Raw genomic sequence first — 19,419 nt, forward strand, 5'->3', positions numbered from 1 at the left:
TTATATTTTGTATATCATAAACCTATTTATGTTTTAGTCAAACTTTAAATTATTGACTTTAAAAGTTAATATTATATCATTAAACTATTATATGCTAGGATATTCAAATGAAAAACTTATATGTATTAATTATTTCTATTTTTATTTTATCATGTTCTAATGATGTAAATAATCAAAAAGTTCTTACAATAGTACATGTAAATGACACACATTCAAAAAATAAGGAATTTATTACTATATCAAAAGAAGACGGTTCTACAAACAGATACGCAGGTGCCGCTAGAAGAAAAACTTTTATTGATAATGTAAAAAAAGAAAATGAAAATGTTATAGTAATGCATGCAGGCGATACAATTGCAGGAAGCGTATTTTCTATTGTATATCAAGGTATGGACGAAGCAGAACTTATGAATGACATGGGGTTTAATGCAGCAGCTTTGGGAAATCATGAATTTGATTTTGGAATAGAGCAATTAAATAATATTATAAGTAATAGAAATTTCCCAACAATAGCATGCAATGTTAAAGTAAAAGCAACAGGCGAAAATTATGTTCTTCCATATATAGTAACAAATATTAACGGAATACACACAGCAATAGTTGGAGTTTTACAAAGTGAAAAAATGAATATAATTCAGGGGCTTGATTATATAGATATAGAAGATGAAGCTGCATCTCTAAAAAATCTCCTAGCAGAAATACCATTAAATACTACAAACGATATAACAATTCTATTAAGTCATGCAGGATTCGATACTGACAAAAAAATAGCTCAGGAAATACCAAATACATTTAATATAATAATAGGGGGACATACTCATACCCTATTAAATAGTCCTGTTGTTATAGGAAATACCACAATAGTGCAGGCAGGAGAATATGGAGAGTATATTGGGACTATTGATATAATATTCAAAAATGGAAAATATGCTTATCCTGAATATAAACTCAATAGATTAGATGAAGATATAAAAGAAGATGAAAATATATTGGCTAAAATACATCAAATGCAGATTGAGGTAGATAAAGAATTTAATATTGAAATAGCAAAACTTCCCTATGAATTAACTGATGAAAATGTTAGAAATAAATCCACTGCTTTAGGAAATTTTGTTTCTGATATAGCTGCTTCATCTCAGGAAGGTATTGATATAGCATTAATAAATTCAGGTTCTTTACGAGGAAAACTCCCAAGCGGAAAAGTTACATTAGGAAATATGTATGAGTTTTTCCCATTCGACAATTTAATAATACTTACAACTTTAAGTGGAAAAGATTTAAAAAATATATTAGAGTTATCAGCTTCGAGAAAAGGAGAAGGAGCATTTTTACAGGTTTCAAAAGACTGCATTATTAATTTTGACAGTAATGGAAAACTTTTAGAATCATATATAAAAGGAAAAACTATAAATGACAATGAAAAATATGTAGCTGCAGTTGCCGATTATATATTTAATGGAGGCGAAAAATATATTGATGAAAGAGGAAAACCTTTATTTCAGTACGGTGAAAATACCATATATACAGGACTTGATATAAGAGATTTAATAATAAAAACTCTAAAAGAATATAAGAATGTTCCAGAGAGTGCTATTGATAATACAGAGCGTATAAAATTTAAATGATTTTTTAGATAAATAAGGGACTGTAATAAACAGTCCCTTATCTTTATGTACTTAATAAATATAATTATTTTAAAGCAGATGAAAATTCTGCATATCCTGCATCTTTAAGATAATATACATTTTTAAATCCATTATCAATCAAATACTGCACTGTCTTTCCAGAGCGTCCGCCTGTTTTGCAATAGAACATATATTTTTTATTTTTATCCAATGATAAAAGTTTTTTGCTGTAGCCTTTAGCCCTATAATCAATATTGACAGCATTTTTTATAGTTCCTGTTTCTTTAATTTCCTGAGGTGTTCTGACATCAACTAATATTATATTAGGATCAGATTTCCATAATGATATAAAATCATTAATAGCTAAGCCATTTTTATTAACAACTTTTACATTGTCAAGCTCGTATGAAGCTTCATTAGTTTGTGCATTACATAATACTGCTGTTAATAATAATGTGATGATAACAAAAAGATTTCTTTTCATAGGTCTACTCCCTATTGGTATATTTAATTTACTAATTAGACGAATTCAATATATAAAAGTTCCCTAAAATATTAATTTTTTATTATTTTTTGAGAAAATTTAATTTTTTTAAATTTATATTCTAAATTTAAATACTTCAATGAATCAGATATAATAATACTATACAATGACTCTTATTTTTAGTATCATTTTTCATTAATCTATTTCTCTAATAACCTTAAAGAAATTATCAATAGTTGTCTGAGATATTTTTTTATCATTATAATAGTCTATTATATTATTTTTGAACAAAGCAGAAATCAAAGCATCTTTATGATTTTTACATATTTTATAAATTTGTTTATCTTTATCATCAAATAAATCTTCTATTGTAATGAAATTTGGATTAATATCTTTAAGCTGAGTTATTTTCAAACTTGTTCCTTCTGCTAATTCTGTAAATTGATCTGCTGAAATATCACTGTCAATTAATAAAATTGGTTTACTAGAAAGTTTAAATAAAGAATCTATTATATCATTTTTTTGTCTTTCATCATTAGGTCTTCCCACCCCGTTAATAGGCATAAAAGCTGTATTTATTTCTTTGTTTTCTATATACTCCATTAATAATTTGAAAGCTGTAATATAATTATAATCTATAATACCTTCAACATATACTATTTTAGTATCTCTCATAACATCTATATGCTTTACCCCAAATGCATTGATAATTTTTTCTAATGTATCTACTTTCCCGTAAGTTGCAGAGAAATCATTTTCTATTTTTACCCCCATACCATCTTGTTTAGGTTCTACTATTTTTAATTCATCTAAATAATTAATATCAGCAAAATAAGGGATTTGAGTGGATGTTACTATGGTAATTCCATTGTCTTTTGCAAACTCTTTTAAAAATTTTCTTAGTTCTTTTATTAAAGGTACTGATAAATGCTGTTCTGGTTCATCAATTATTATTATATCACCTTTTTTTAATTCATTAGGATTTATTGTATTAAAGAATAAACTAAAAAACCAATTAAAGCCTTCAGATTCATTTTCTAAATTTGTAAGTCCATTTTTAGTTTCAAAATATATTTTTATAGTACGCTCTTCTAATGCTATTTTAAATTTATATTCATTATCTGATTTATAAAGCTCATTGAATTTTTTTGATACAGTGCTCTCAAAAAGCTTATTTATTTCACTTTCTGTCTGCTTTGTAAAAGCAACATCCAATAATATATCAGTATAGTTTTCTATTAAATTATTATACATTTCCATATTATCAGAAGCTTTGAATAATGAACGCAGAAAATTAGATTTATATATAATATTATCTATTCTAGTTCCATAACATTTTACTGTAAGCTCGCTGTCTTTTATATTTTCTCTATGAACATATATGTTTATATCTTTACATTCAATTTCTTTTAATATATATAATAATTTTTCAAAATAATTTTTATCAATTAAATTTTCATTAAAATTGAACTCGCAATATTTAGAAGTTTCATTTTCTCTATAGAATGTTTTATCAAGCAAGCTAATTAATAATTTTAATTTATCTATATTTTCATTTTCTTTGTACTTAGAAATTATATCCATTATTTTTGATACAGTATAATTTAATATATCTTCATAAGTGTATTCTTTTTTTGATTTATTATCAAGTTCATAATTATTTTTATAAATATCATAAATATAATTCCATCTATAAATTATATTATTTTCATCTATATTTTTTTTATTATTATTTTCATCTATGTTCATTTCGGTTTTAAATATATAATCTGTTATCTTTAATAGATAATCTTTGATTAATATACTATCAGTATTAATTTTATTTTCTTCTAATTCCCATACAAGTTTATATTTATATTCATATTCATCGCCATATCCTTGTTTTTTTACCTCTATAGTTTCACACTTACCTTTGTATATAAGCCCGCTGTCTGATTCAATAAATACTTCTAATTCAGGTTTGCATCCTATAAAACCTTCTATTTTAGGGTTATCTATTTTATCATCTATATCGCCTTTAAATGCTTTTTCTATAGCGGAAAGTATATTACTTTTACCAGTGCCGTTTGCTCCTATGATACTTATTAATGCCCCCTGCTCTACATCGCCGTTAAGATATAATCTGCCGTATTTTACTTCATTTTCTTTTTCTTTATCTGATGCATCTTTGCTCACTATTATAGGGTTAATGTTTCTGAAATTTTTTATTGTTAAATATCTTTTCATAAGTTTTATCCTTTACTTTTATGTCTTTATTATTTTTTATCCACTTATTTTAAGATGCTGCCATTGAGCTGTATGCTAAGTAAGTCTCATCTGCATGCTGATAAAGTTACAGTTAAGCATCATGTACAGCACACCTGATAATAAGGAATGCATATTTATATACTTAAATAATATTTTATACAATATATAAAACATTATTTTTATAATTAATAAATTACTAAAATTTTATGTATAATCTTATAAAGTACTCTTCAAATAAGTCTATTATTTGTAATAACTCCAGCTCTCAAAAAGTGTAAATAAAAAAGGCTCACAAATTATTATAATCTGTAAGCCTTTCATTATATAATCTTTTTTATATTTTAAGTAACTAATACTAATTATTTAGCATAAGCTCCAACTTCATCTTTTATACTTTCTTCAGCCATAACACTGTTCATACTGTCTTTAGCAGAACGAACGAAAAACTCTAAACGGTTTATAGTATTAACTTCACTAGCACCAGCGTCCATATCCAAATAAAGAAGATTCAAATTAGGATATCTAGTTTTAAGTCTAGTTTCAATACCTCGTGCTATAATGTGATTAGCAATACAACCGAAAGGCTGTAAGCAAAGTACATTATTAACACCTTCTTCTGCGAAAGTAGCTATTTCACCAGGTAAAAGCCAAGCCTCTCCGAATTGGTTAGTCATAGCAGTAACTTTAGCAGCATTTTCAGCTATTTGACGAATATGATGAGCAGGTCTGAAACCTTTGAATTTAGACATTATCTGATTAATAGAATCTACTCTTACATCAATAATTTTTTCTGAAAGTTTAGAGCCGTAATATCCAAGGAATGATACCTCTCTGGCATGAGTTTCTTTATTAACCTGTTCACTTATAACTTTCTGTACAAAGAAGTCAAATACAGGCGGAACTATTACTTCAACTCCTTTAGCCATAAGCCAATCGCAAACATCTCCATTAGCAAAGTTGTTATATTTTACATAAATCTCACCTACCAAACCAGCTTTAGGCATATCCAAATCATTAGTTTCAATAGCATTAAACTCAGCAACAGCTTGTTTTAATAGTTTATCAGTAGGTTTAAGAGCAAAATCTTTAGGGTGTAAAGCTATATATTTATTAGCAAGAGCCAAAGCTTCTCCCTTTTTCACCTCACGGGCTGCAGTGTAGTAATACATTGTAGATATAGCATCAGCATAAGGCATAGCTACAACACCTTCTTTCATCAAATCCATTTTTGATATTTCAAAACCCGGCTGATCATTAGCTACAGTAAGACCTACAGTAACAACAGGAACATCTGGATAACCTGCATTAATTAAACCTCTTTTTATAAGAGAAGCATAGTTACTAGCACGGCATTGTCCTCCTGTCTGAGTAATACCAGCAGCTATTTCATTAGGATCATACTGCCCGCTTTGAACTGCTCTTATAATATCACCAACTACAATAGTTGCAGGATAACATATATCCTGATTAGCATATCTTAAACCTAATTCTACAGATTCTATATCAGGATCTGGTAAAGCTATAGGTTCATATCCGCTTCTTTCCAAAAGAGTTTGTATCATGCTGTCATAGAATTGAGCGAATTTAGGAACAAGTATTTTTCTTTTATCATTTTTCTCATATCTCTTAATGATAGTTCTTTCTGGTTTTTCTTTAGGTATGAAATCGCCTTTCATTTTCATACTTTCTATCATAGAGCGTATTCTTAATCTAATACTTCCGGGACTTGATATTTCATCTACTTTTACCAAAGTAGGACTCTTACCATAAGCATTAAGTATAGATTTTATTTCATCTGAAGTAGTGGCATCAGGACCGCATCCGAAACTATTAATTTGAACAACCTCAAGTTTCATATCATTTTGTTTAGCAGCCCATAAAGCAGCTTTAAACATTTTATTAGGATAAGACCATTGAGTTAATACTTGTACATCAGCAAGAGATTCATCTATATCAAGACCGTCTTCAGTAAGCACATTAATACCGAATGAAGCAATAGTTTCAGGTATTTTATGGTTGATTAATGGATCAATATGATAAGGTCTGCTTACTATAAGTATAGTAGGTGTCTGAGTTTCTTTGGCATGTTCTATTATCTTTTTTCCTTCAGCTTTTAATTCTTTTTTTATTCTCTCCTGCTCTTTTAAAGCCATTTTGAAAGCTCTGTCGAAATCTTTTTTGTTTATTCCAAGCACTTTTACAAAATAAGCTTTACAGCCTTTATATAATAAATCTTCATTCAAGAAAGAAATTGTCGGAGCATCAAAAGGTATGCCGTATTTAGTTAATGGGCTAATAGAACTGTCTATTACATCAGGGTATCCTGTTACTACAGGACAGTTATAACTATTGAAACTTCCGTCATCTTCAGTTTTTTCTAAAACTACAGAAGGATAGAATATTCTGTCTACTTTAGATTCTATCAAATCATATATATGTCCGTTAGCTATTTTAGCAGGGAAACATATATTATCACTCATAACAGTACCAGAACCTTTTTCAGCTATAGCCATACTAGAAGGTGAAGATAACTGTACTCTGTATCCGCATTCTACAAGTATAGTAGCCCAGAATGGGAAGTTTTGATACATATTAAGTACGCGAGGTATACCAATAGTACCTTTTATTTCATCTGCTGCTGGGGCTAAAGGTCTGTCAAAAAGAAGCGAAAGTTTTTTCTGAGTAATATCCATACCGTATTTCTTTTCGCCTGTACCTTTATTTGAGAATATTCTTTCACATTTATTTCCTGTGTAGAATGATTTTAAATCTTTGAATTTTAATCTTGTAACAGTACAGAGGTTTTCGCATCCTTTACAAGTAAGCTGTTTTCTTTCATAATCATTAGCTTCCTGTAAATTATCCAAACCTATAAAAGTAGTCTCTTCTTCTTTTGTATTATAAGTATCCAAAGCGAGCAATGCACAGCCATAAGCACCCATAAGCTCAGATATATCAGGACGAATAACTTTTTTATCTAAGAATTTTTCTACAGAACGAAGAACAGCAGAGTTTTTGAAAGTACCGCCTTGAACTACTATATGATCTCCTAAAATAGAAGTATCAGTAATTTTTAATACTTTAGTAAAACAGTTTAATGTAACACTTTTAGCAAGACCGGCAGAAATATCAGAAACAGAAGAACCTTCTCTTAATGATTGTTTTACTTTACTATTCATAAATACTGTACAGCGGCTTCCTAAATCACAAGGGCTTGCAGATTCGCAGGCAATATTAGCAAAATCATCTACTTTATAACCCATTCCTCGTGCAAATGTTTCTATGAATGAACCGCATCCTGAAGAACAAGCCTCATTAATTTCAATATTTTCTATAATACCGTCTTTAATGAATATAGCCTTCATATCCTGTCCGCCTATATCAAGTATGAAGCTGACATCTTTATCAAAAGCCTTAGCACCTCTGTAATGAGCCATAGTTTCAACGATACCTTCGTCCATATTGAAAGCGGCTTTTATTAAATCCTCACCATATCCTGTAACAGCAGTTCTTGCTATATTTATTTTAATATTTTTTTCATCTAATTCTTTTTTTATCTCTGTAAGACCTTCAGTAACAGCACCAACAGGATTTCCATTATTGTTTCTATAATGTCTTAATACTACCTGTCCGTCTTCATCGATAATAACTATTTTTGTAGTAGTAGAACCAGAGTCTATACCTAAGAATGTATTTTTGCCATTAACAGTAGAAACATCAGCAGCTCTTACTTTATCTTTGCTATGATCTTCCTGCCACTGTTCATATTCTTCCTGACTTGTAAATAAAGCTTCTCTTGTTTTAGAGTTAGTAATTTTTACCTCTGCAGAAATATTTTGAACTAATTTAGTAAAATCAGAAACTTTTATTATAGTCTGCTCTTCTATTTCCCCGAAAGCAGCACCTATTGCAGCTGTTAATTCTGGGTGATCAACAGTATACATGTCATCTTCTGTAGCATCTAAAAGAGCTAAGAAAGTTCTTCTTAATTCTGGAAGGAATGTTAAAGGACCGCCTGTAAATAATATCTTAGGCTTAATCTCAAAACCTTTAGCTAAAGTATTAACTGTTTGAACCGCTACAGCTTGGAATATACTTTTAGCAATATCAGCTTTAGGAATATCACGGCTTATGAGAGTCTGCACATCTGTTTTTGCGAATACTCCGCATCTGCTTGCCATAGGATATATAGAAGTTGATTTTTCTGCTAATGTAGAAAGTTCTGAAGGCTGAACATTAAGAAGTGTAGCCATTTGGTCTATGAAAGCGCCTGTACCGCCTGCACAGTTACCATTCATTCTTATATCGGCTTTGAAGTTATCATCAAATACTATAATTTTAGCATCTTCCCCTCCGATATCTATCAAAGTTCTTCCATAAGGATAAATCTTTCTAATGGCTGTTGAAGAAGCAATTACCTCTTGTACAAAACTAACTCCTGTCTTCTCACATATACCCATACCCGCTGTACCTGTCATAGCAAGTGAAAGTTTCAAATCACCATGCATAGCCTGTAAATTATCAAGTATAGATAATAATGTATCTTTTATGTCGGCATTATGTCTGACATAAGTTTTAAATATCATGTTGTCATTATCATATACAACCATTTTTGCAGTAGTTGAACCAATATCAATACCTGCTTTGAAAATTTTTTCCATAATATCTCTCCTAATTTTTATTATTCAAGTACCATATTATACGAATTAACAAATATTATTTTAGTTTTATGATTCTTTATATTTTCCTCCGGTATATGCCCGTAGGAAAGAACTATTATAGTATCATCTTTTTTTGCATAATGAACATTATCTCCATTTATACCTATGATACCTGTACCCCTTATACCTTTAACAACTTCAGTTTCAAAGCGAATATCACTACTCAAATTAATAACAGATACCCTCTCACCATCCATTATATCTGATTTATCAAGCAAAGCTTCATCTATCGTTATTGAATCTCTGAAGTTTAAATCTGTCCTTGTAACTGTAAGTCTGTTTATTTTGGATTTTATAACACTTCTCATCATATATAAAAATCCATAATCATTTTTAAAAATATTTTACCGATTATATTAGAAAATGTCAATATTATAAATATAAATATTTATTAATAATAGTTATTATATACTATGGTTTTTATTTTCAGCACAATACATTTTATACATTTAATATGTAATACTAAAAAATCTATTTTTCACTAAAAAGGACTTATAAAAGCATTAAATAAATTTCCGCTAAGATTACCCTCAGCAATTATATCCATTTTAAAAACTCTCTTATTTCCCAACCTATAATTAACATAATCATCTTTTTCATGAACTATAATTTCTAAAAAATCAATTTTACTCATAAACTCCTTAATAAACAAATCCTCATCAATAGTATTTCCTCCATTTTTAGAAGAAATATTGTTACCCTCTCTGATAATCTTTCTTGCAGAGTAATCCTTTATTTTTTTGTCAAATTCTTCCTTATCCAAAAATATATCTCTTAAAAAATTAACAGCTTTATTTTTATCATTTTCATTAGAATCATCAAATGCCATAAGCACTTTTTTATTATTAAGCCATTCAATCTCTTTATCAAAAGAACCTACCATTCTATTATATAAAAAATCACCAAGAACTTCATCATTATAATAAATAGGCTTTAAATACTCTTTAAGCATTTTATTTAAATCTTCATCTTTGTAATTATTATCTATAATATCAGCAAGCAAAAACTCAGCAAGCTCATCTCCCTGTTCTTTTTCGTATCTTACTTTTAATTTTACAACAGACTCTCTCTTTATTATCTTTTTATAATAATCCAATTCTTTTTCATCAATTTTCATTCTTACAACTATTTTTTTATTTTTTTCTATATGCCCTGTTTCAATATCTTTATATGCAATGCACATCATAAGTACATTTATCTTATCATCATCTTCTGCCCTAGCCCCAAAGAAATCAGGAGAACCTATTATAAAAGCAGCATCTTTATACTCTTCTAAAAATTCACTTTCTTTTTGCAAATAAAACATAATTAAAATCCATAATTGTATTATAAACTAATAATTTATTTTAAAACAAATAACAATAATTGTCAAAAAAAAAACTTATATATTGATAATAAACATTTTTTATTATAAAATTGCAAAAAATATATAAAAGGAGTTGAAAATGAATAAAAACATTTTCACAAGCTCTATAGGAGTTATAATAGCTGGTGCTGTTATAGGTGCTATAGCTGCTTGGCTCGCTGTAATGGGAAATCCTGCCAATATGGGTATATGTATAGCATGTTTCACCCGTGATTTGGCTGGAGCTTTGGGATTACATAGAGCGGCTGCAGTACAATATATAAGACCTGAGTTAATTGGGCTTGTTATTGGTGCTACAGTTTCAGCAATGCTCTCTAAGGAATTTGTTCCTAAGGGAGGAAGTTCACCTATTATAAGATTCTGTTTAGGCTTCTTTGCTATGATAGGAGCTTTAGTTTTTCTAGGATGTCCTTGGAGAACTTTGCTTAGAGTAGCAGGAGGTGATATTAATGGTATATTTGGTTTAATAGGTATCATTATAGGCGGAGGAATAGGAGTTTTCTTTTGGAAACAAAATTTTTCTTTAGGTCAGCCAAAAGCTTATAAAAATAAGTTAGTAGGATTCTTGCCGTTAGTGATAGCAATAATTCTATTAATTTTATTATTAAAACAAACTAAATTTTCTGAAGGCGGTCCTATATTTTTCTCTGAATCTGGTCCTGGAAGCATGAAGGCTCCTATAGCAATAGCATTAATAGCTTCTATAGTAATAGGATTTATAGCACAAAAATCAAGATTCTGTACTGTAGGCGGACTTAGAGACGGAATATTTATGAAAGATTTCCATATGACTAAAGGCGTTATAGCTTTTATCGTTGCTGCTTTTATAGTTAATATAGCTACAAGCAGATTTAATTTATCTATGGAAAATCAGCCAATAGCCCATACAAATATTTTATGGAATACTGTATCAATGATTCTTACAGGATTAGCTTTCACTTTAGGTGCAGGATGTCCGGGAAGACAAGTTATACAATCTGCGGAAGGAAATATGGACAGTTTTATATTCGTTATAGGTATGTTAGTTGGTGCCGGATTTGCTCATAACTTTAATTTAGCAAGTTCTACTTCTGGTCCTACTACTTATGGAATGGGAGCTGTTATTTTAGGATTGGTATTTTGTATAATCATTGGTTTTACAATGAAAGAAAATACAGCTGAGTGATATATCTCTTTCACAGCCGTGTGCTGCAATGATAAAAAAAGAGAGATAATACAGCAAATTTTTGGAAGTAATATAATAAACTTTGCCTCTGCTTTGTATTCTTAAAACTTAATAAAGTTATGATAATACAAGGCAGGGGCAAAGATTTAGATAAAAATATAATGCTTATTATAATAATAAGAATTTTTCTAAATAAAACTTATATAATTTTTTAAAAATATTATATATATTTAGATTAATTTAAAAGGATTTTATATGCCAGATACTATAAAAGTGGATACTAGAGGAATGTCATGTTCTCAAGCCTCTTTTCAGGCAAAATGTGCGGCTATTAATAATATAGAATTAAATACAATCATAGAAGTTTTAGTAAGCGGACATTCAAGCTGTGAAAGTGTTATCAGAGGATGCAAAAAATACGGTTATGAAGGAACTTTCAAAAATATAGAAAATGAAGATATACTTGTAACTTTAACAAAAGTAAAATAATTAATATCATTAAATATTCTTACAAATACATAAAAAAAGGAGGCATTAAAGCCCCCTTATATTTTCAAAACTAACTTCAATTATTTATTAGCCAATTCATGAGCATAAGCCATTCTAAACATATCAACTTCATTAAATTGTTTAGTAATAAATTGTATACCTATAGGCATATTATTTTTATCTGATCCGCAAGGTACACTCATAGCAGGTAAACCAACCAAGTTAATATTAGAAACATAACTATCAGCCAAGAAACTTAAAGCACTGTCTGTTTGATCTCTAGTACCTAAAAGACCTGCAGTTACAGGAGAAGTAGGAGAAATTATAACATCAACATTCTTGAATGCATTATCAAAATCCATCTGCATAAGTTTTCTTACTTTCAAAGCATGCTGATAATGGCTGTAAAAGAATTTTTTACCTGTCATCAAAGTACCAAATAATATTCTAGCTCTAGTTTCAAAAGCAAGTCCTACACTTCTCGAAGTATAATAATATTCATCTAAATTAAAATCGCCTTTAGGGTGATATCCGTATCTTATACCATCATATCTTCCCATATTAGAAGCAACCTCAACATCCATAACTGCTGTGTAAACTCTTGAGCCGTATTTAGCATTAGGCAAACTAATCTCAACAATTTCAGCACCCTGATCTTTTAATTTACCTATAGCATCCATAACATTCTCTTTAACATCATGAGATATTAAATCTGTATCATAATACTCTTTAGCAAGTCCTATTTTCATACCCTTAATATTTCCATCTAAATAAGAATTATAATCAGGTACAGGAATATTTAAAGTAGTAGATTCCTTAGGATCAAATCCTGAAATAATCTTAGTCATTAAAGCAGCATCTTTAACATCTTTAGTTAATGGTCCCACTTGGTCTAAACTGCTTGCCATAGCAACACAGCCTAGTCTAGGAACTCTGCCGTAAGTAGGCTTAACACCAACTATACCGCAGAAAGAAGCCGGCTGTCTTATAGATCCGCCTGTATCACTTCCCAAAGCACCGAAAGCAAAATCAGCAGCAACTGCAGCAGCGGAACCGCCTGAAGAACCTCCGGGAACATGAGCTCTGTTTTTAGGATTTCTAGTAACTCCATAATTTGAAGTTTCTGTAGTACCTCCCATAGCAAACTCATCCATATTAGTTCTTCCTATAATAATAGCTCCATTATCTATTAATCTTTGAACTGTTGGTGCTGTGTAAGGAGCTTTATAACCTTCAAGCATCTTTGAAGAAGCTGTCATCAAATGATCTTTATAACATAAATTATCTTTAATAGCTAATGGAACTCCAAGCAAAGGCAAATCTTCTCCGTTATTGATTCTTTCCTGTGCTTTTTTAGCCTGTTCTAATGCTTCCTCTTTGAAAATTTCAATATATGCATATATTTTATCATCTCTTTTATTGTCTTCTTCTATTTTCTTAATGATAGAATCAACTAATGTAGGAGCATCTATTTCTTTATTTTTTAATTTTTCTCTTATTTGAATTATAGTCAATTCATTTAACTCCATAATAAAAAACCTCTCCCATTAATAAAAGTTATTAATTTGGAAGATTATATCATGTATAAATCTTTTTTGCAAAAAATAAATATATTTTTTAAACTATAATATAAAAAAATAGAGAGCCTGCAAAATACAGACTCTCTATTTATTAAAATCAATTATAATTACTGAGCATTATCAGTAGCTTGAGTATTATTATTATTCTCATCTGCATTTTCATCTTTAGGAGGGTTAATTTCAGGTGGTATTCCTACAGGAACATCTGCAAAATCAAAATAATTTTCATAATATGATTTTTGGAATCTATTAGCTATAGGCTGCATTCTGAAATTATCTACATAAGAAGCAACAAAGTTAATACTTTTACCAGCATAAGTAGCATAATAAACTGCTAAAGAAGTATTAGCGGCACTATTAGCATAATTACCATATCTCATAGAAGTAAAATCATCAAAAGTAGTGTATCCGCTGTTATGGAAACCGCCGTATTTCATATGGAAACCGCCTAAAGTTCTGCTGAATAAACCTCTTGACATTACATAACCTGGGTGAGCATATTCTTTACCTTCATTTCTTGATTTGTACTGTTCTAATGTGTAATCACCTTCATAAACAGCACTTACAGCAAATAATTTATCTTCATGAAAGAAGAATTTATAAGCCCATTTAGTTTCTTTTCCAGCTAAAGTAGCATCATCGTTAATATTATCAGCTCTGACTGTCATACATTTAAATTCATTAGTAACTACATAGTTAAAATATAAAATGCCAGGATCTCTTGTGAAAAGTTCTGAAACATCATTAGTAGTAAATTTAACATTTATCCATTTCATAGTATGAGGATTATACCATACTAAATCAGGATCAGGATACTTACTAACATAAAATGTACCGCTTATAGGTTCAGCAGCAGCTGAAGAGAAATTAGAAGCCATTAATATCTCATTAACTTCATCTGGTGTAATTCCATAAGGAACCATATTATGGAACATATATGGAACTGTTTCATACGCAAAAGCAGAGATACTTACAGCTACAAACAAAAACATAACTAGCAATTTTTTCATTTTGTTCTCCAAGATTTTTATTATTTATTATTATACTATTATTGAATAATAAAATCAAATGCATTATGTTTACTTGCGGATATTTTTTTATACTTTATTAAACATAACTTGATAATAAAGTTATATATATTGACTTTTTGTAAAAAATAATTTATTATATTTTGATTAAAATACATACTTCGCTTCTATAGAGACAAAATTAATACAAACTCAGAGAAGCTTTGTCCAAGGAGTTAAAAACGATGAGAGAATATGAAATATTATTCGTAACAGAAATCAATGACGCTGTGCATCAAAATGCAAAAGATCATGTAAAAACTATTCTTCAAAATTATAATGCTGAAATCTTTAATGAAGCTGATTATGGTATTCATAATTTAAGCTACCCTATTCGTAAAGTTAATCAGGGTAAATTCTATTATTACCATTTTAGATGCGACGGCAGCAGTTTATCAAGCATTGAAAAAGAACTTCGTTATGAGCTTAGCATATTAAGATTCATAATAGTTCGTTTAGATGAAATCATTCAAAAAAATAAAAAAGAAAACAATAAAGAAAATCTTAATGAAGAAGCTTCTAAAGAGGCTTAAGCAGGTTTTATTATGGCTACAGATTTTAACAGTGTAACTTTAATAGGAAGACTTACAGCAGATCCTGTATCTAAATATTTACCTAGCGGAAGTGCTGTTGCTGAGTTTTCTATAGCAAATAATTATTATGTAAGCAGCAAAAATGCTACTGAAGTTAATTACTTTGATATTGTTGCTTTTGGAAAAATGGCTGAAACTGTAAGCAAATATCTTACAAAAGGAAAGCAAGTTGCTGTGATGGGTACTTTAAGACAGGAAAGATGGCAAGATAAAGATACTAATACTGCAAGATCTAAAGTAAGAATCATTATGCAGTCTATGCAGATGCTTGGAACTTCTGCTAATGCTGCTCCTGGTATGGATACAGCCTATTCTCCTTCTGCTTCTAGCGGAAATGTTGATTTAGGCAGTTTTGAAGATGATGATGAAGTACCATTTTAATAATTAATTCAATTTTTTAGGAGAAAAACAATGGATTTAGAAAATAATAATGTAGAAAATAATAATAACGAAGAAGAGGTGAAAACTAAAGCTGAAAGAAAGCCTCATTTCAATAAAGAAGCTAATGAAAAAGACGGAAGAAAAAAATTCTTTAAGAAAAAAGTTTGCTATTTCTGCAAAAATAATATTGATGTTTTAGATTATAAAGATATCAAATTATTAAAAAGATATGTTAAAGATAGTGGTAAAATTATACCTAAACGCTTAAACGGTACTTGTTCTAAACATCAAAGATTAGTTACTAAAGCTATTAAAAGAGCTAGAAATATAGCACTTTTACCTTATGAAACTAGATATTAATTTTTACTGAAATATAAAAATTATGAAAGCTGCTGTTATTTACGGCGGCTTTTTTATTTTAACTCTTTTCTTTTGTAATAAAATATTAATAATTAATAAATATAATAATCTCACTTACATACCTATTAAGCATAATTAAATATAACAATTAAATATTTGATATTATAGAAAAAATATTTATAATCCAAAATAATTTAATAACATATGATAAGGAGTTAATTTTATGGAAGTAAAAATGCCTAAAATAGCATTAGGAGCTTGGTCTTGGGGAGCAGGTTTAGCAGGAGGCGATCAAGTTTTTGGAAATAGTTTATTTGAAGAGGAATTAAAACCTGTATTTGATAGGGCAATGTCATTAGGGCTAAATTTATGGGACACTGCTGCTGTTTATGGAGAGGGTACTTCAGAGCGTATATTGGGTAATTTTATTAAAACTTTGTCAAATATAGATGATATCATAATCTCAACAAAATTTACTCCTCAAATAGCTGGAAAATCTGATAATCCTATTCAAGAAATGCTTGATGAAAGTAAAAAACGTCTTCATACTGACAAAATAGATATTTATTGGATTCATAACCCATTAGACTTTAGAAAATGGATAAATTATATAATACCAATAGCTAAAGATAAACAAGTAAAAAATATAGGGCTTTCAAATTTCAATATGGAACAAATTAAAGAAGCTGAAGAGATACTTGCAAAAGAAGGTTTAAAAATATCAGCTATTCAAAATCATTTTAGTCTATTAGATAGATTTTCTGAAAACTCTGGTATATTAAAATATTCTAAAGATAAAGGCATTACGTTTTTCTCTTATATGGTTTTAGAACAAGGAGCATTAACAGGAAAATATAATATTTCAAATCCATTCAAAAAAGATACTGCGAGAGATAAAGCTTACAATTCTCACTTAAAAGAATTAGAAGCATTGATTGAAGGCTTAAAAACTGTTGGAAAAAAATATAATGCAAGCCCCGCACAAGTTAGCATTGCTTGGGCTATATCTAAAGGAACATTGCCAATTATCGGAGTTACAAAAGTACATCAAGTTGAAGAAGCAAAAGAGACTATAAATATTATCTTAAAAGAAGATGAAATTAAATATTTAGAAAAATTGGCAGATGATACTAATATAAAAACAGTAAGAGATTGGGAAGAGAATATGAAATAGTTTTATAATAAATAAAAACTAAAAAATAATGTTTAAATATTAATTTTTATATATTAAAAGAGGTGTTAAAAAATGAAAGTATTAGCTATTAATGGAAGTGCGAGAAAAGATGGAAATACTGCTATTCTTGTAAACATAATATTTGAAGAACTTAACAGAGAAGGAATTGAAACCGAAATGATACAATTAGCAAGACAAGTGATAGAACCTTGTAAAGCATGCTGGGGCTGTGCTAAAAAAACTAACTGCGTGCATAGAAATGATAATTTTCAGGAATATTTTGAGAAGATGAAAAATGCCGATGGCATCATACTAGCATCTCCTGTTTATAGTGCGAATATTTCTTCTAATCTTCAGGCATTTTTAGAGAGGTCATCTATTATTTCTGATATGCATAGGGATAAAAACTTATTTAAATATAAAGCTGGTGCTTCTGTTTGTGCTTTGAGGAGAGGTGGGGCTTTGAATGCGATTGATGCTATGAATCATTTTTTAATTATTCAGGATATGTTTTTAGCAGGATCAAGCTATTGGACTTTTGCTTTTGGTAAAGATATTGAAGATGTAAAAAATGATGAAGAAGGAATAAAAACTATAAAAAATCTTGGTGAAAATATGGCTTATTTGATGAAGGCTTTAGATAGAAGATAAAAAATATCATAGTGTTATTCATATATTTTTATTTATTTTAAAATTTTATAATTAAAATAAATTTAGTAGATAAAGTATATAAAAGCATTAGATATGCAAATATATAAATTAAAAAATTCATTTCTTCACAAATTATAATTATATTAATAATTTTTAAAAAAATATATAAAATTCTAAAATATCGATTGACAGATAAAAAAATAAATATAAAATTTACAGCTAATTAATGAAAAATTGGAGATTATTAAAAATGCCCTTTGCTATATTTATGCTTACTTTTTCTGCATTTGGTATTGGTACAAGTGAATATGTTATAATGGGGCTTCTCTCTGAAGTGGCCAGAGATTTAAATATAAGCATACCCAAAGCGGGAACTTTAGTTTCAATGTATGCTATGGGGGTTGTTGTAGGTGCTCCTCTGCTTGCAATACTAACAATGAAGCTTTCAAGAAAAATTACTTTAATCTTTTTGATGATTATGTTTATAGTTGGAAATATTTTATGTGCTTTAGCCCCAAATTATAATTTTTTAATGGCAGCTAGAGTGCTTGCTGCATTATGTCATGGAACTTTCTTTGGAATAGCTTCTGTTGTTGCTTCTGATATGGCTGGAGAAAATAAAAGATCTCAGGCTATTGCGATAGTATTTATGGGTGTAAGTTTAGCAAATATTTTGGGTGTTCCTATAGGCACTCATATAGGAGAGCAGTTTGGCTGGAGGGCTACTTTTTATCTTGTTAGTGCAATAGGAGTGCTTGCCATATTAGCATTAATTGTATCAATTCCTTCAAAATTGCCTATGCCTAGCGGGGATGTTATCAGTGAGTTTAAGATATTAAGACATAGAAGAGTTTTTATACCTCTATTATTATCAGTATTAACATCAGCTAGTTTATTTACAATATTTACTTATATAGACCCTATACTTCAAAAAGTTACTATGGTTAATAAAGAAACTGTTATAAAAGTATTATTTTATATTGGTGCTGGTCTTACTATAGGAACATTTGTAGGAGGAAAACTTGGGGATAAGAGTTTGATGAAATCTTTAATTTCAATAATGATTTTAATGATAATAATTCAAATTATAATGCTATATGTAAATACAAAACTTATACCTATGATAATAGATTTGATAGCTTGGAGTATAGGAGGATTTGCAATATGTCCTATGCTGCAGTCTTTGGTTGTAGAGCAGGCTAAAGGAGCACCGAATTTGGCTTCTACATTTAATCAAAGTTCTTTTAATTTGGGAAATGCTATTGGTGCTAAATATGGAGGAATATTAATTTCATTTGGAGTGCAGTATAAAGATTTATCTATGTATGCAGCAATAATAATGATTATAGCAATAACTCTCACTTTGTATTTCAGACATTATATTAAGCATAAAGTAAATAATAATAATTAGATACTAGATAATTTTATCATTTTATATAGAATATTATTTTATAACATTACAAATATATTGATATACTGTATAAATTATTGTTGAGCCTTACAGTATTCTTATTAT

The 19,419-nt window shown here is 29.0% G+C and carries 16 protein-coding genes; 9 read left to right on the forward strand and 7 right to left on the reverse strand.

Features of this window, described 5'->3' with window-relative positions:
* The first annotated feature begins 107 nt into the window (after positions 1–107).
* Entirely contained in the window at positions 108–1,625 is a 1,518-nt protein-coding gene (locus BFL38_RS05675; protein ID WP_069726147.1) for a bifunctional metallophosphatase/5'-nucleotidase, read from the forward strand.
* A 64-nt stretch (positions 1,626–1,689) separates the two neighbouring features.
* Here the strand turns inward: BFL38_RS05675 and BFL38_RS05680 are convergent, their stop codons facing one another.
* The 5 genes from BFL38_RS05680 to BFL38_RS05700 all read right to left on the reverse strand — a co-directional run bounded on the left by BFL38_RS05680 (position 1,690) and on the right by BFL38_RS05700 (position 10,383).
* Positions 1,690–2,109: a rhodanese-like domain-containing protein gene (locus BFL38_RS05680; RefSeq protein ID WP_069726148.1), complete on the reverse strand. Its 420-nt coding sequence runs from the start codon at positions 2,107–2,109 to the stop codon at positions 1,690–1,692.
* Positions 2,110–2,304: 195 nt separating this feature from the next.
* Positions 2,305–4,335, reverse strand: a complete 2,031-nt coding sequence (locus BFL38_RS05685) for an AAA family ATPase (protein ID WP_069726149.1) — start codon at positions 4,333–4,335, stop codon at positions 2,305–2,307.
* Positions 4,336–4,715: 380 nt separating this feature from the next.
* Positions 4,716–9,017 carry an acyl-CoA dehydratase activase gene (locus tag BFL38_RS05690; protein ID WP_069726150.1) on the reverse strand — a complete coding sequence of 1,434 codons (4,302 nt, stop codon included), beginning with the start codon at positions 9,015–9,017 and terminating at the stop codon, positions 4,716–4,718.
* A gap of 20 nt (positions 9,018–9,037) precedes the next feature.
* Positions 9,038–9,388, reverse strand: coding sequence for an aspartate 1-decarboxylase (locus BFL38_RS05695; RefSeq protein WP_069726151.1), 351 nt, complete (start codon positions 9,386–9,388; stop codon positions 9,038–9,040).
* Between the two features lie 170 nt (positions 9,389–9,558).
* Complete coding sequence (locus BFL38_RS05700; protein ID WP_069726152.1) at positions 9,559–10,383, reverse strand: DUF2262 domain-containing protein; 825 nt, start codon at positions 10,381–10,383, stop codon at positions 9,559–9,561.
* A gap of 139 nt (positions 10,384–10,522) precedes the next feature.
* On the opposite strand from BFL38_RS05700, the gene yedE reads away from it, so the two are divergent.
* Together yedE and BFL38_RS05710 are read left to right on the forward strand one after the other, a co-directional pair.
* A complete protein-coding gene (yedE, locus tag BFL38_RS05705) occupies positions 10,523–11,608 on the forward strand; it encodes a YedE family putative selenium transporter (RefSeq protein WP_069726153.1) in 1,086 nt (361 codons plus the stop codon).
* 255 nt (positions 11,609–11,863) lie between these two features.
* Positions 11,864–12,097, forward strand: coding sequence for a sulfurtransferase TusA family protein (locus tag BFL38_RS05710; protein WP_069726154.1), 234 nt, complete (start codon positions 11,864–11,866; stop codon positions 12,095–12,097).
* Between the two features lie 80 nt (positions 12,098–12,177).
* Here BFL38_RS05710 and gatA read toward each other — a convergent pair whose 3' ends face one another.
* Both gatA and BFL38_RS05720 read right to left on the reverse strand, forming a co-directional pair.
* On the reverse strand, positions 12,178–13,626 hold the full coding sequence (gene gatA, locus BFL38_RS05715) for an Asp-tRNA(Asn)/Glu-tRNA(Gln) amidotransferase subunit GatA (protein WP_069726155.1): 1,449 nt from the start codon (positions 13,624–13,626) through the stop codon (positions 12,178–12,180).
* Positions 13,627–13,784: 158 nt separating this feature from the next.
* Positions 13,785–14,687, reverse strand: a complete 903-nt coding sequence (locus BFL38_RS05720) for a hypothetical protein (RefSeq protein ID WP_069726156.1) — start codon at positions 14,685–14,687, stop codon at positions 13,785–13,787.
* A gap of 242 nt (positions 14,688–14,929) precedes the next feature.
* Between BFL38_RS05720 and rpsF the strand changes: the two genes are divergently transcribed.
* The 6 genes from rpsF (at position 14,930) to BFL38_RS05750 (ending at position 19,314) form a co-directional block, all read left to right on the forward strand.
* On the forward strand, positions 14,930–15,277 hold the full coding sequence (rpsF, locus tag BFL38_RS05725) for a 30S ribosomal protein S6 (protein ID WP_069726157.1): 348 nt from the start codon (positions 14,930–14,932) through the stop codon (positions 15,275–15,277).
* A 12-nt stretch (positions 15,278–15,289) separates the two neighbouring features.
* Positions 15,290–15,718: a single-stranded DNA-binding protein gene (ssb, locus tag BFL38_RS05730; RefSeq protein ID WP_069726158.1), complete on the forward strand. Its 429-nt coding sequence runs from the start codon at positions 15,290–15,292 to the stop codon at positions 15,716–15,718.
* Positions 15,719–15,748: 30 nt separating this feature from the next.
* The gene (rpsR, locus tag BFL38_RS05735) at positions 15,749–16,078 is read left to right on the forward strand and encodes a 30S ribosomal protein S18 (protein WP_069726159.1); all 330 of its coding nucleotides are present in this window, start codon (positions 15,749–15,751) and stop codon (positions 16,076–16,078) included.
* A gap of 223 nt (positions 16,079–16,301) precedes the next feature.
* Positions 16,302–17,252, forward strand: a complete 951-nt coding sequence (locus BFL38_RS05740) for an aldo/keto reductase (RefSeq protein ID WP_069726160.1) — start codon at positions 16,302–16,304, stop codon at positions 17,250–17,252.
* A gap of 72 nt (positions 17,253–17,324) precedes the next feature.
* On the forward strand, positions 17,325–17,903 hold the full coding sequence (locus BFL38_RS05745) for a flavodoxin family protein (protein ID WP_069726161.1): 579 nt from the start codon (positions 17,325–17,327) through the stop codon (positions 17,901–17,903).
* A 250-nt stretch (positions 17,904–18,153) separates the two neighbouring features.
* Positions 18,154–19,314 (forward strand): MFS transporter, encoded by a 1,161-nt coding sequence (locus BFL38_RS05750; protein WP_069726162.1) that lies wholly within the window; start codon positions 18,154–18,156, stop codon positions 19,312–19,314.
* Positions 19,315–19,419 lie beyond the last annotated feature (105 nt).

It is taken from the genome of Brachyspira hampsonii (assembly GCF_001746205.1).
Classification (GTDB): Bacteria; Spirochaetota; Brachyspiria; order Brachyspirales; family Brachyspiraceae; genus Brachyspira; species Brachyspira hampsonii_B.

Excerpts from the sequence above, each read along its gene's own strand:
- yedE (WP_069726153.1), top strand. The coding sequence starts at position 10,523 with ATGAATAAAAACATTTTCACAAGCTCTATAGGAGTTATAATAGCTGGT.
- rpsF (WP_069726157.1), top strand. The coding sequence starts at position 14,930 with ATGAGAGAATATGAAATATTATTCGTAACAGAAATCAATGACGCTGTG.
- BFL38_RS05750 (WP_069726162.1), top strand. The coding sequence starts at position 18,154 with ATGCCCTTTGCTATATTTATGCTTACTTTTTCTGCATTTGGTATTGGT.
- BFL38_RS05745 (WP_069726161.1), top strand. The coding sequence starts at position 17,325 with ATGAAAGTATTAGCTATTAATGGAAGTGCGAGAAAAGATGGAAATACT.
- BFL38_RS05685 (WP_069726149.1), bottom strand. The coding sequence starts at position 4,335 with ATGAAAAGATATTTAACAATAAAAAATTTCAGAAACATTAACCCTATA.
- ssb (WP_069726158.1), top strand. The coding sequence starts at position 15,290 with ATGGCTACAGATTTTAACAGTGTAACTTTAATAGGAAGACTTACAGCA.
- rpsR (WP_069726159.1), top strand. The coding sequence starts at position 15,749 with ATGGATTTAGAAAATAATAATGTAGAAAATAATAATAACGAAGAAGAG.
- BFL38_RS05675 (WP_069726147.1), top strand. The coding sequence starts at position 108 with ATGAAAAACTTATATGTATTAATTATTTCTATTTTTATTTTATCATGT.
- BFL38_RS05695 (WP_069726151.1), bottom strand. The coding sequence starts at position 9,388 with ATGATGAGAAGTGTTATAAAATCCAAAATAAACAGACTTACAGTTACA.
- BFL38_RS05710 (WP_069726154.1), top strand. The coding sequence starts at position 11,864 with ATGCCAGATACTATAAAAGTGGATACTAGAGGAATGTCATGTTCTCAA.
- BFL38_RS05680 (WP_069726148.1), bottom strand. The coding sequence starts at position 2,109 with ATGAAAAGAAATCTTTTTGTTATCATCACATTATTATTAACAGCAGTA.
- gatA (WP_069726155.1), bottom strand. The coding sequence starts at position 13,626 with ATGGAGTTAAATGAATTGACTATAATTCAAATAAGAGAAAAATTAAAA.
- BFL38_RS05690 (WP_069726150.1), bottom strand. The coding sequence starts at position 9,017 with ATGGAAAAAATTTTCAAAGCAGGTATTGATATTGGTTCAACTACTGCA.
- BFL38_RS05700 (WP_069726152.1), bottom strand. The coding sequence starts at position 10,383 with ATGTTTTATTTGCAAAAAGAAAGTGAATTTTTAGAAGAGTATAAAGAT.
- BFL38_RS05720 (WP_069726156.1), bottom strand. The coding sequence starts at position 14,687 with ATGAAAAAATTGCTAGTTATGTTTTTGTTTGTAGCTGTAAGTATCTCT.
- BFL38_RS05740 (WP_069726160.1), top strand. The coding sequence starts at position 16,302 with ATGGAAGTAAAAATGCCTAAAATAGCATTAGGAGCTTGGTCTTGGGGA.